Raw genomic sequence first — 12,068 nt, 5'->3', positions numbered from 1 at the left:
GGAATAATCCTGGCGGCGATAGAGCGGTGGTCCCACCTGACCCCATACCGAACTCAGAAGTGAAACGCCGATGCGCCGATGGTAGTGTGGGGCTTCCCCATGTGAGAGTAGGACACCGCCAGGTACTTTTTATTTTGTTAGTTTATTTTAAGAGTAAATTAACAAAATAAAAATTTTGGCAGCAACAGTGCAATGGTCCCACCTGAATCCATATCGAACTCAGAAGTGAAACATTGTTACGCCGATGGTAGTGTGGGGCTTCCCCATGTGAGAGTAGGTCACTGCCAATCATACCTCATTTAGCGGAGTGGTAGTTCAGCTGGTTAGAATACCTGCCTGTCACGCAGGGGGTCGCGGGTTCGAGTCCCGTCCATTCCGCCAATTCTTAATACCAATAGGGGCGTAGTTCAATTGGTAGAGCACCGGTCTCCAAAACCGGGTGTTGGGAGTTCGAGCCTCTCCGCCCCTGCCATCCATTTCATATCAAATTATCTTTAATTTTTTTAAGAATATTGTCTATTTTACCATTCGTTTTATACTAATCGTACTTTTAGTATTTCAGAGATATTCTTATGCATTACTCCATTCAAGATTTTATTCAATTAATTGCACAATTACGTAACCCTAATGGCGGTTGTCCTTGGGATCTTAAACAAAATTATGACTCCATGATTCCTTGTTTAACCGAAGAAACTTATGAAGTCATTGATGCCATCCAAAAGAAAGATATTGCGAATTTAAGAGAAGAGCTTGGTGATCTTTTATTACAGGTAGTATTCTTCAGTCAGCTTGCTTCAGAGGATGGTTATTTCACATTTGATGATGTCCTTAATGATGTTTCTGAAAAGATTGTACGTCGCCATCCTCATGTATTTGGTGATGCAACAGCTGGAAATGAAGAAGAGGCGTTAGCCCGTTGGAACAGCATTAAAGCACAAGAAAAATCAGCTCAAAAACAACAGTCTATTTTAGATAATGTTCCGAATGCTTTTCCTGCATTGTTAAGAGCTCAGAAAATGCAAAAACAGTGTTCAAAGATTGGATTTGATTGGAATGAACTTGAGCCTGTATTTGCTAAAGTTGAAGAAGAATTGAAGGAGGTGCGAGATGAAGTCAATCAAACACCTTGCAATCAACAAAGAATAGAAGAGGAAATTGGGGATTTATTTTTTGCGACAGTCAATTTGTCTCGTCATCTTAAATGTAACGCAGAAGAGGCTTTACGTAAGGCGAATAATAAATTTGAACAACGTTTTCGCAAAGTCGAAGGAAAGGTATTAGAGCGAGGCGTATTACTTAAAGATCTTTCTTTAATCGAAATGGATATTCTGTGGGATGAAGTGAAAAAAGAAGAAAAATAACCGAAATGGCAGAGGAGGTTTTCCTCTGCCATTTTTTATTTTATGGAATGGATAAGTAACATATAAGCGCTGATTACTAATAAAATAATACCTAATAGTTTTTTGACTAAGTGCGGTGATAATTTACCTCGGATTTTCATTGAGAAAAATCCGGTTACAAAAGCACTTAGCACAACAATAATCACAATCGAAAAATTGACATAACCAATTTGCCAACCAAAGTGATAAGTCGAGCTTTTTGAAAGATAGCCATAAAGGCTACCTAACCCTCCAATAAACATCATCGCATTGGTATAAGGGGCAATTTGATGGGCTTTAACGGATTTTAATTGTCCAATTAAAGGCGCCATAATTGAGCCACCTCCAATGCCGGTCATGCCAGCAATAAATCCGCCTATAGTTGAAAGACCGATTCCTTTAATCGTGTCATCCGCTGTAGATTGCTGAATTATTGCAGTTTCTTTACTAAAAATAGTACGAATTGCTAATAGGGAAAGTGTGATAACAAACACACTGATGATGGCAATATCAGGTACATAAAAACTGGATTCGAATCCTAGCTGCACACCAATAATCATTCCCACAGACCAAATGAGCATCGCTTTGTAATTAATCGATACTTTTTGTTTGTAAAAATAAATTAAGTTAATAAAGGATGACCCCATGACAATCGTCAATGATGTTGCAGCAATCATTTGTAAAGGGAATTGTGGGAATAAGGTGTAGAGAATAGGTACCATCAATACGCCGCCACCAATGCCAAAAATAGCGGACATTATATTTGTCATCACACCACATAAAATTAAAATAAAAATTAACTGTAAACTCATTTCAAACTCCTTTTTTGTGGGAGTACGGCATTATTATTCTTTTGGATAAATAAATAATTTATGATCTTGCTCATAATTATCTATAAAAACAGACTTTATTTTAATTTTGTGATCCTTCTCACACAATCAGTATGACAATTATCATATGCTCTTTATACACCTAGCAGTAGTCTATAAATGGATATTAATAATGGCTTCTACAAGGAGGAGCGTATGCTATTAACGGTTTCGAGTTTCCTCATCGTAACAGTTTTGGTAGCCTATATTTCATGGCTACGGACGAAAAACGATGATTTAACCACCTCGAAAGGTTATTTCTTAGCGGGACGAGGATTAAGCGGTATTGTGATTGGTTGCTCAATGGTTTTAACTTCACTTTCTACTGAGCAATTGATTGGCGTGAATGCCGTTTCTTATCAAAACAACTTTTCTATTATTGCGTGGACTGTGCCAACGGTGATTCCGCTTTGTTTCTTGGCGCTTTATATGTTGCCGAAATATTTGCGTAACGGTTATACCACCATTCCTGAATTCTTTGAAAATCGCTTTGACCGTCAAACTCGTTTGATTATGTCAGGGTTATTCTTGGTCTTCTATCTTTTAATTGTTATTCCGACCGCACTTTATACTGGGGCAATTGCCTTTAACAAAATCTTCAATCTAGAAACAATCTTTGGATTAAGCTACGCTCAAGCAATTGTCTATACCGTAATTGCTATCGGTGTAGTGGGAGCGATTTATGCAATTTTTGGTGGCTTAAAAGCGGTGGCAGTTTCCGATACTATCAATGCCGTAATCTTAGTGATTGGTGCATTGCTTGTGCCTGTATTTGCATTGCTTTATTTAGGTAATGGTAGCATTTCTGAAGGCTTGAATATTATCACCACCACTCACGTTGAAAAATGGAACGCTATTGGTAGTTCAACCGACTCTACCCCTTGGCCAACAATCTTTACCGGTATTATGGTCGTTCACTTCTTCTATTGGACAACAAACCAAGCAATCGTACAACGTTGTTTAGGGGCGAAGGATTTAGCATCAGGTCAAAAAGGGATTTTAATTGCAGCGCTTTTCCTACTCACATTACCGATTATTCTTAATTTACCGGGTTTATTGAGTTTCCATATTTTAGGTGAAGGCTTAAATCCAATTGATACCTCTTATCCATTATTAGTCAATAAAGTGATGCCGACTGCATTACAAGGGTTCTTTATTGCCGCACTTTTCGGTGCAATTTTAAGTACCTTTAACTCATTCTTAAACTCTGCAGCGACCATTTATTGTAAAGACTTATTACCATCTATCAGTAAAAAACAACGTACTGATCAAGAGTTGATCGTCTATGCGAAAAAAGTCTCAACCATTATGGCGATTGTGACCATGATTATTGGCCCACTTTTGATGTTCGGTACAGATGGTATTTTCTTAATCACTAAACGCTTTGCCGGTTTTGTGAATATTCCAATCGTGGCGTTATTTGCTGTGGGTTTATTTAATAAAACTGTTTCTGGCTTGGCTGCACGTATTGCTTTACTTGTACACGTAGTACTTTATTTCAGTATTGTTTGGGTGTTCAATGTGAAAATCAATTTCGTGTATGTCATGGGCGGATTATTCGTATTTGATGTTGTTTTCATGTTGATTCTAGGTCAATTCTTAAAACGTGAACCTTATGTGGAAAATACCATTAATAAAGGCGATGTAGACTTAACCAATTGGAAATATATTAAAGTAACATCTGTTTCATTAATCCTTGGTTTAATTGCGCTTTATGCATTCCTATCACCAATTGGTATTGCTTCACCAGATGGCAATCCAATGTTAGTGTTGGAAGTGTATGCGGTATTACAACTCATCGTATTGATTGTCTTTAGACCAAAAAATGAAAAAACAGAGCATCAATTACATCTTTCTAACCAACATTAAGCAGTCGGGCGTACATCACGTACGCCCTTAAAATAGATAAGGATTGTGTATGAACATTATCTATATTTTACTCGACCAAGTGCGTAAAGATATGTTGGGGGCTTATGGTCATCAGATCGTTAAAACCCCGAATATTGACCGTCTAGCTAAAGATGGCGTACGTTTTAATAATGCTTTTACGCCCGCTTCCGTTTGTGGGCCCGCTCGGACTTCGCTCTTTACCGGTTTAATGCCATCTACACATGGCATCATTCGTAATGGTGAAAAAGGCGGTACCGGTGAAGTGAGCGAAGCCGCCCCCAATATCGGTAAACTAGACGGTTATAACACCTATGTTGTGGGGAAATGGCACGTGGGTACAAAATCTGTGCCGGAAGATTATGGCATTAAAGGGCATAACTTTGATGGCTATGGTTATCCGGGCAGTGGTGTGTATAAAAATTTAGTGTTCAACCAACCGCCGACACATTCCAATCGTTATAAAGAATGGTTAGATGAAAAAGGCTATGAAATTCCGGAAGTGAGTCGTGCTTATTTCGGGGATAACCCACATTTACGCGTGCAAGAGCTGTGCGGTTTGCTTTCCGGCACAAAAGAACAAACCATCCCGTATTTCATTATTGATGAAGCGAAAAGCTATATTAGTGAATCACTTGCTGAAAACAAACCGTTCTTCACATGGATTAATTTCTGGGGACCGCATACGCCTTGTATCGTGCCAGAACCGTATTATTCCATGTATCGCAAAGAAGATGTGGTGCTAGATGAAAGCTTCTTCAAGCCACTAGAAGGCAAACCAGGACACTATCGTACCATCTCTAAAATGTGGGGCATGTGGGAAGCGAGTGAAGATCATTGGAAAGAAGTGATCACAAAATTCTGGGGTTATATCACCTTGATTGATGATGCAATTGGTGAGCTATTTACCTTCTTAGAAAACAACGGTATTTATGACCGCACTTTTATTGTGGCAACCGCTGATCATGGTGATGCGATGGGCGCTCATCGAATGATTGAGAAAGGGGAGTTCATGTTCGATACCACCTACAACATTCCGATGATTATCAAAGACCCAAATTCAAATCGTGTTAATCAACAAGATGATAACCTTGTCTATCTTCATGATTTAACCTCGACAGTTTACGATCTCGCGAATCAACCTATTCCTCAAGCCTTTGAAGGGGAAAGTATTTTGCCGATCGTTCGTCAACATCAAGATAATCAACGTAAAGGGATATTGGCACAGTTAGCAGGGCATTTCGTTTACTTTGAACAACGCATGTGGCACCGTAAAGACTATAAATTAGTGTTTAATGCTTCGGACATTTGTGAGCTTTATGATGTGAAAAATGATCCGGCTGAAATGCATAATTTGTTCTACAAGCCAGAATATGAGGCGGTCAAAAAAGAGATGCTGGAAGAAATGCGTCAAGAAATGAAACGCTTAAATGATCCATTAGAAAACTGGGTATATCGGATTATAAACGAAGTGTAAAACCAATAAAAAATTGACCGCACTTTTAAGGGATGATTATGGAAAATTGCTCAATCAAGCCTACTGAATTGTCACATTGTCAGTTTACTGAGCTGCATCACTTACCGAAAGGATCCTTCTTGTATCAACAAGGTGAGTCAGCACATGAATTTTATTATGTGCAAGCAGGCTTGGTTGGCTTATTTCATACCCTTGAAAATGGCAAGGAAAGCTTAGTGCGATTATATTCCAAGGGTGATTATTTTGGTTTTCGAACTTTGTTTTCGATGGCGGATAAACATTATCATTGCAATGCAAAAGTCTTAATTGATGCGGAGATTACTCGCATCAAACCTAATGTAGTGAGTGAATTTTTCATGCATAATACGGTGATGAGCCAATGTTTATTACAGATTTTGGCAGATGAATTACGCGAAGCAGAGGAACGTTTGGCAAAAAGTGCCTATTTGCGTACTTTAGATCGCGTGATGGATAGTTTGTATTTTCTCAAACAACATTTTCCTGATTATAATTGGACATATCGCGAAATTGCAGAATATGCCGGCTGTGAAACTGAAACCGCGATTCGTATTGCAAAAGAACTCAAACAAAATGGCGCATTAGACCGAATATCAGGTCATAAATAATGTTGTAACAAAGGATGGTTGATGTCTGTTTTTCCACCACAAGCTCATTTTCACTTAATGGCGAAACCAAGCAGTTTTCACTGTAACATTCAGTGTGAATATTGCTTTTATTTGGAAAAATCAGAACAGTTGGGGCAACATGCGCCTTTTATGTCGAAAGACACCTTAAAACATTATGTCAAAAACTATATCCAATCTCATGCCGGTAATGTGGTTGAATTTGCTTGGCAAGGGGGGGAGCCCACTCTCTTGGGCTTAGATTTTTATAGACAAGCCGTTGAATATCAGCAGGAATTTGCCCAAGGCAAACAGATCACAAACGCCTTTCAAACCAATGGCATTGCTCTTAATCAGCAATGGGCCGCATTTTTCAAACAACATCATTTTCTCATTGGGCTTTCTATTGACGGTTTAAGCGCTGTGCATAACCGTTATCGTATTTCGGGTAATGGTAATCCCACTTTTGAAAAAGTCGTGAAAGCGTTAAATCTGCTACAAGAATATGGCGTGGAATTTAACACCTTAACCGTCATTAACGATCAAAACTGGCAAAAAGGAAGAGAAACCTATTTAGCACTCAAACAGATTGGTTCAACTTATATGCAGTTTATTCCTATCGTTGAACGTCATGCCCAAACACAATCAGTAGCCTATTTCTCAGTACCATCAGAAGGCTACGGGCAATTTCTCGTGGATGTCTTTCATGAATGGTATGCTCATGATGTGGGAAAAATTTATGTGTCGCAGTTTGATAATTTGCTAGGACAATGGCTCGGTTATCCTTCTACAACTTGTGTTCATCAACCCACTTGCGGTCAATCTCTTGTGGCGGAAGCCAATGGTGATGTATATGCTTGCGACCATTTTGTGTACCCCGAATATAAGGTCGGCAATTTAACTCAGCAACCTTTAACGGAGATTGTGCTTTCCAGCAGGCAGCAACAATTTGGTTTAGAAAAATCACAAAAATTGACTGCACTTTGTCGGCGTTGCGAGTTTCGTAAACTCTGTTATGGCGGCTGCACGAAACATCGTTTTATTTCTCTCGAAAATGAACCTAATCCACATAATTATTTATGTGCCTCTTACCGTTATTTCTTTGAGCAAACGGCACCTTATATGCAAGCCATGGCTCGTCAAATTCGGTTACATCCATCCGCTGCTTAAGGTAGAATGGTGTCTTTCTATTTTACTTTTTAATTGATATGAATCCTTGGATATTACTTGCTATCTCTATTTGCCTTGAAATCGTGGCAACGAATTTATTAAAAGTCAGTGATGGCTTTACCAAACTTTTACCCACCGTTGGCTCATTAACGCTATACGCTATTTCGTTTTATTTTGTCTCCATTGTTTTCCGAACACTTTCCGTGGGCTTGGTTTACGCCATTTGGTCGGGCGTTGGCATTGTTTTGACGGCCATTGTGGCGTATTTCGCTTTTGGTCAGAAAATTGATACCGCCGGGCTGATTGGTATGGCGTTGATTATCTGTGGCGTTTTAGTGATTAACTTGTTTTCTCAAACAGGGCATTAATCCTCCAAATGAAATGTGATCAAACTCACAAATTTTATTTTTCTTCAAAATAAAATTATGTAAGCAATCGATTCACCGCTATAATTCTCCGGCATTTTTAACCGCACTTTGTGCAACTTTAAAGGAAATTCTATGAAAAAATTACTTTGCTCATTATTTGCGCTTTCTGCTGTTAGCACAGCAATGGCACAAGAAGTGAATATTAAATTATTAGGAACCTCCGATGTTCACGGTCGTATCGTACCTTGGAGCTATGGTGCAGATGTAGAGGACAAATCAGGTTCTTATGCACAAATTGCAACTTATGTGAAAGATGTGCGTAAAAATAATAAAAACGTAGTGTTAGTGGAAGTTGGTGATGCGATCCAAGATAACCAAATCGATGTGTTCGCAAAAGATAAAAAATATTACAAAGATCACCCAATTCCAAAAGTATTAAACGAAATGAATTATGATATTTTCGTATTGGGTAACCACGAGTTTAACTTTGGGATGAAAGCATTAGATGAAATCCTAAAAGATATCAAAGCGAAAAAATTAACCGCAAACTTCTATCATAAGAAAAATGACAAACGTTATATCGATGCGACAACCATCATCGAAAAAGATGGCGTGAAGTTAGGGATTATTGGTTTAAGTACCCCAATGTCAGCAAAATTTGAAGAAGACACGGGCAACTTAAAAGACATGAAATTTACTTCTCCGACAGAAGAAGCACGTACACAAGTTGAGAAATTAAAAGCAAAAGGCGTGGATGCGATTATTGCGGTGACCCACATGGGTATCGATAATGAAAACAATATTCCTGATACTGGTATGCGTGATGTCATCAATGCAGTAGATGGTATTGATGTGGTTATTGCAGGCCACATGCACAAAGATGTACCAAGTGAAACCATTAAAAACACACTCATCACTGAACCACACCGTTACGGTACCGTGGTATCTGAAGTGGATTTAACTTTTGATATCAACGATAAAAAAGAAGTGAAATTAGTGAAGAAAGAATCTAAAACGGTTCCAGTTAAAGCACTTGAAGCAGACAAGAAAATTGTGGAAATCTACAAACCTTATCACGAGAAATTACGTGAATTAAACAACGTAGTAATCGGTCAAACAGCGAATGAAATGGTACCTCAAGAGACTAAACACGGTGTATCTGCTGCATTCTCAAAAGATACTGGTTTATCTTCATTTATTAATGATGTTGAACAACATTACAGTGGTGCAGATGTAGTCACTTTCTCTTTCGACCATCAAAAAGCACGTATGGATAAAGGCGATATCAAGAAAAAAGACATCATCTTTAACTATCGTTATGCAGGTGGCGATGTCACCGTTTATGAAATGACCGGTAAACAATTGAAAGAATATATGGAATGGTCTGCGAACTACTTCGATACCATCCAACCGGGCGATACCGAATACCGTTACAATGCGGAACGTAAAAAATCAAAATATGTGACTTACGACATTTTCGGTGGCGTAAATTACAAAATTGACTTACGTAATCCAAAAGGTAGCAAAATCGTTGATTTAACCCTTGCTGACGGCAAACCGGTCACTGATGATATGAAATTAAAAGTGGGTATGAACTCATATCGTTTCGCTCAATTAAACGGTAAAGGTGGTATTTGGGAAGGACAACAAATTCCGGTACTTTGGGAATCTAAAGTAGCAATGGGCCGCGAAAAAGGTACTATCCAAAATATGATGATCGATTACATTACCAACGTGAAGAAAGGCAAAATCGATGGTCAATCTCACAACCGTTGGGAAATCATTGGATTAAACTAATCGGTCTTTTAAAAATACGATAAAAACCAACCGCACTTTGAGGTAATTGAATCAAGTGCGGTTATTTTTTTCTTTGTTTTCAGCTAAAACTTGTAAATAATCAAGGTAAAACTAAGCCTAACGTAGTAAACTACAAGGAGTTTTATCCTTTAGGAGATGACAAATGAAACCTTATTTAATCGCCCCTTCTATCCTTTCTGCAGATCTTGCTCGTCTTGGTGATGATGTGCAAAACGTGTTGAATGCTGGTGCGGATGTGATTCATTTTGATGTAATGGATAATCACTATGTGCCGAATTTAACCTTCGGCCCAGCTGTGTGTAAAGCTTTGCGTGATTATGGCATTAAAGCCCCCATTGACGTGCATTTAATGGTGAAACCGGTTGATCGAATTATTCCTGATTTTGCCAAAGCGGGTGCGGATTACATTACGTTTCATCCTGAAGCCAGTGAACATATTGATCGCTCGTTACAGCTCATTCGTGATCATGGCTGTAAAGCGGGTTTAGTGTTTAATCCTGCCACACCATTAAGTTATTTGGATTATGTATTAGATAAGGTGGATGTAATTTTGTTAATGTCCGTGAATCCAGGATTTGGTGGACAATCCTTTTTACCTTCCACATTGAAAAAATTACAACAGGCACGTCGTCTGATTGATGAAAGCGGTTTAGATATTCGTTTAGAAGTTGATGGTGGAGTAAAAGTGGATAATATTGCAGAAATCGCCGCCGCCGGTGCAGATATGTTTGTGGCAGGCTCAGCGATTTTTGGTAAACCAGATTATAAACAAATCATTGATCAAATGCGTACGCAATTAGCGTCAGTAAAATAAAAGGTAGTAGTAATGAAGACTCAATTTAAAGTTATCGGTTTTGATTTAGATGGTACGCTCGTGAATAGCTTGCCGGATTTGGCGTTATCCGTGAATTCTGCATTGGCTGATTTTGGTTTTGCACCTGCATCAGAAGCACAGGTTTTAACTTGGATCGGTAATGGCGCACCTGTATTAATTGCGCGAGCTTTAAAATGGACTGAAGAGCAAACAGGTAAAACATTCTCTGAGGCTGAAATCGAGCAAGTGAAAGAGCGTTTTAATGTGCATTATGCTGAAAATCTTTGCAATGTGAGTCGTTTATATCCAAATGTAAAAGAAACATTGGAAACCTTAAAGGCTCGTGGTTATACCTTGGCCGTGGTAACAAATAAACCCACTCGTCACGTTCAGCCAGTATTGGCAGCATTTGGTATCGATCATTTATTCAGTGAAATGCTTGGTGGACAATCATTACCCGCGATTAAACCACATCCAGGTCCATTGTATTATTTATGCGGTAAATTTGGTGTAGAGCCTCGTCAAGTGTTGTTTGTAGGTGACTCTCGAAATGATATTCTCGCTGCGCATTCAGCTGGCTGCCCGGTTGTGGGATTAACTTACGGATACAACTATAATATCCCAATTGCTGAATCAAATCCTGATTGGGTGTTTGACGACTTTGCGAAGTTATTAGAGATTCTTTAATCTATCTTAAAGTGTAAAGTGCGGTTAAAAATGACCGCACTTTTTCTTAAACCTCCCACCAAATCAACGCCCATTTACGTTGTCCGTGTTTGATCGGTTCATTGTTTATTTGTTTTTGCTGATAGAATTGCGCTAAATTTTGTTTTTCTTTTTCGGTGAGAGCACCGAGAGAAAATTCCACGGAATTTAATAAATCCTCAAAGGTTTCACCTTGGAAATGACCGGATTCGGTTTCAATAAAACGCACATTCGCGTGAATACCTTTTTGGTAAAGGCGATTAACTAAATAAATATAAGTCGGAAAGCCCACGTCATCACGGCCAATGGCTTCAAATACGCCTTCATCGAGAAAATGGCGTTGGGTCACTGAGGTTAAAAAAACGCGTTTTTTAGCCTTGATTTGCAGCTTTTCAATCATATCATCCAAATCATCCACAAGCGTCGAGCGAGAGGCGAGTATTACATCGGCTTGAGGCACATCATCCCAGTTATCCGACCATGATTTATGCAGAAGGGTAATATTATTCAGTTGATGATTTTCTTTGTATTGTTGCACCATATCCAACATCCCTTGGCTGTAATCGAGAGCATACACAGCTTGGCATTGTTGGGCTAAAGGAATCACAAACGTGCCGGGGCCACAACCAATATCTAGCACCGTTTCATTGGGTTGTACATTCATGGCTTTAAGCAACGTCTCGTTATAACGGCTTGGTTTACCCACTAAATTCTCAGCCATTTTAGGGGCTTTTTTATCCCACTTTGTTGGTGGAAGATTATAGTGATTACAGGATTTTAGATGTTGTTGATAGAGATCGTTGAAATTGATGTCGTTGATGATCATAGTGACGCCCCAAAGTGCGGTTAGTTTTCAGATTGTTTTGAATTGCTTGCTGATTATATGCTTTCTCCTACTTAAAATCATTTGAAAATGATTGACGCAAACGTTTTCGTTTTGGCGTATTTTCCTTTATAA

The 12,068-nt window shown here is 38.8% G+C and carries 11 protein-coding genes, 2 tRNA genes and 2 rRNA genes; 13 read left to right on the top strand and 2 right to left on the bottom strand.

The genetic code is table 11. From position 1 onward, the window contains the following. The first annotated feature begins 8 nt into the window (after positions 1 to 8). The 5 genes from rrf (DPV81_RS09235) (at position 9) to mazG (ending at position 1,361) form a co-directional block, all read left to right on the top strand. Positions 9 to 124 (top strand): 5S ribosomal RNA (gene rrf, locus DPV81_RS09235). Between the two features lie 50 nt (positions 125 to 174). Next, positions 175 to 290: ribosomal RNA gene (gene rrf / locus DPV81_RS09230) — 5S ribosomal RNA — on the top strand. Positions 291 to 304: 14 nt separating this feature from the next. Further along, positions 305 to 381: transfer RNA gene (locus DPV81_RS09225), tRNA-Asp, on the top strand. Positions 382 to 396: 15 nt separating this feature from the next. Beyond that, positions 397 to 472, top strand: a tRNA-Trp gene (locus DPV81_RS09220). A 100-nt stretch (positions 473 to 572) separates the two neighbouring features. Next, entirely contained in the window at positions 573 to 1,361 is a 789-nt protein-coding gene (mazG, locus tag DPV81_RS09215) for a nucleoside triphosphate pyrophosphohydrolase (RefSeq protein WP_070775990.1), read from the top strand. A gap of 35 nt (positions 1,362 to 1,396) precedes the next feature. Here the strand turns inward: mazG and DPV81_RS09210 are convergent, their stop codons facing one another. Next, positions 1,397 to 2,191, bottom strand: a complete 795-nt coding sequence (locus DPV81_RS09210; RefSeq protein ID WP_111388061.1) for a sulfite exporter TauE/SafE family protein — start codon at positions 2,189 to 2,191, stop codon at positions 1,397 to 1,399. Positions 2,192 to 2,404: 213 nt separating this feature from the next. Here DPV81_RS09210 and DPV81_RS09205 point away from each other — a divergent pair, with 213 nt between their 5' ends. The 8 genes from DPV81_RS09205 to DPV81_RS09170 all read left to right on the top strand — a co-directional run bounded on the left by DPV81_RS09205 (position 2,405) and on the right by DPV81_RS09170 (position 11,092). Beyond that, entirely contained in the window at positions 2,405 to 4,117 is a 1,713-nt protein-coding gene (locus DPV81_RS09205) for a solute:sodium symporter family transporter (RefSeq protein ID WP_111388059.1), read from the top strand. Between the two features lie 49 nt (positions 4,118 to 4,166). Next, positions 4,167 to 5,612, top strand: coding sequence for a sulfatase family protein (locus DPV81_RS09200; RefSeq protein ID WP_005697443.1), 1,446 nt, complete (start codon positions 4,167 to 4,169; stop codon positions 5,610 to 5,612). A 38-nt stretch (positions 5,613 to 5,650) separates the two neighbouring features. After that, the gene (locus DPV81_RS09195) at positions 5,651 to 6,238 is read left to right on the top strand and encodes a Crp/Fnr family transcriptional regulator (protein ID WP_111388052.1); all 588 of its coding nucleotides are present in this window, start codon (positions 5,651 to 5,653) and stop codon (positions 6,236 to 6,238) included. Between the two features lie 21 nt (positions 6,239 to 6,259). Then, entirely contained in the window at positions 6,260 to 7,405 is a 1,146-nt protein-coding gene (locus DPV81_RS09190) for an anaerobic sulfatase maturase (protein WP_111388050.1), read from the top strand. Between the two features lie 38 nt (positions 7,406 to 7,443). Further along, on the top strand, positions 7,444 to 7,773 hold the full coding sequence (locus tag DPV81_RS09185) for a DMT family transporter (protein WP_111388048.1): 330 nt from the start codon (positions 7,444 to 7,446) through the stop codon (positions 7,771 to 7,773). 132 nt (positions 7,774 to 7,905) lie between these two features. Then, a complete protein-coding gene (locus DPV81_RS09180) occupies positions 7,906 to 9,570 on the top strand; it encodes a bifunctional metallophosphatase/5'-nucleotidase (RefSeq protein WP_111388047.1) in 1,665 nt (554 codons plus the stop codon). Between the two features lie 163 nt (positions 9,571 to 9,733). Further along, positions 9,734 to 10,405 carry a ribulose-phosphate 3-epimerase gene (gene rpe / locus DPV81_RS09175; protein WP_049357791.1) on the top strand — a complete coding sequence of 224 codons (672 nt, stop codon included), beginning with the start codon at positions 9,734 to 9,736 and terminating at the stop codon, positions 10,403 to 10,405. Positions 10,406 to 10,417: 12 nt separating this feature from the next. Continuing rightward, a complete protein-coding gene (locus DPV81_RS09170; protein WP_032822351.1) occupies positions 10,418 to 11,092 on the top strand; it encodes a phosphoglycolate phosphatase in 675 nt (224 codons plus the stop codon). A 46-nt stretch (positions 11,093 to 11,138) separates the two neighbouring features. Here the strand turns inward: DPV81_RS09170 and DPV81_RS09165 are convergent, their stop codons facing one another. Further along, the gene (locus DPV81_RS09165; protein ID WP_111388045.1) at positions 11,139 to 11,936 is read right to left on the bottom strand and encodes a class I SAM-dependent methyltransferase; all 798 of its coding nucleotides are present in this window, start codon (positions 11,934 to 11,936) and stop codon (positions 11,139 to 11,141) included. Positions 11,937 to 12,068 lie beyond the last annotated feature (132 nt).

Source organism: Haemophilus parainfluenzae (assembly GCF_003252795.1).
Taxonomy (GTDB): Bacteria; Pseudomonadota; Gammaproteobacteria; order Enterobacterales; family Pasteurellaceae; genus Haemophilus_D; species Haemophilus_D parainfluenzae_K.
This window is presented reverse-complemented; position numbering and strand designations above follow the sequence as displayed.

Bases quoted from the DNA above. Each gene is read 5' to 3' on its own strand.
- DPV81_RS09185 (WP_111388048.1), top strand. From the start codon at position 7,444: ATGAATCCTTGGATATTACTTGCTATCTCTATTTGCCTTGAAATCGTG.
- DPV81_RS09165 (WP_111388045.1), bottom strand. From the start codon at position 11,936: ATGATCATCAACGACATCAATTTCAACGATCTCTATCAACAACATCTA.
- DPV81_RS09170 (WP_032822351.1), top strand. From the start codon at position 10,418: ATGAAGACTCAATTTAAAGTTATCGGTTTTGATTTAGATGGTACGCTC.
- mazG (WP_070775990.1), top strand. From the start codon at position 573: ATGCATTACTCCATTCAAGATTTTATTCAATTAATTGCACAATTACGT.
- rpe (WP_049357791.1), top strand. From the start codon at position 9,734: ATGAAACCTTATTTAATCGCCCCTTCTATCCTTTCTGCAGATCTTGCT.
- DPV81_RS09200 (WP_005697443.1), top strand. From the start codon at position 4,167: ATGAACATTATCTATATTTTACTCGACCAAGTGCGTAAAGATATGTTG.
- DPV81_RS09205 (WP_111388059.1), top strand. From the start codon at position 2,405: ATGCTATTAACGGTTTCGAGTTTCCTCATCGTAACAGTTTTGGTAGCC.
- DPV81_RS09180 (WP_111388047.1), top strand. From the start codon at position 7,906: ATGAAAAAATTACTTTGCTCATTATTTGCGCTTTCTGCTGTTAGCACA.
- DPV81_RS09195 (WP_111388052.1), top strand. From the start codon at position 5,651: ATGGAAAATTGCTCAATCAAGCCTACTGAATTGTCACATTGTCAGTTT.
- DPV81_RS09210 (WP_111388061.1), bottom strand. From the start codon at position 2,191: ATGAGTTTACAGTTAATTTTTATTTTAATTTTATGTGGTGTGATGACA.
- DPV81_RS09190 (WP_111388050.1), top strand. From the start codon at position 6,260: ATGTCTGTTTTTCCACCACAAGCTCATTTTCACTTAATGGCGAAACCA.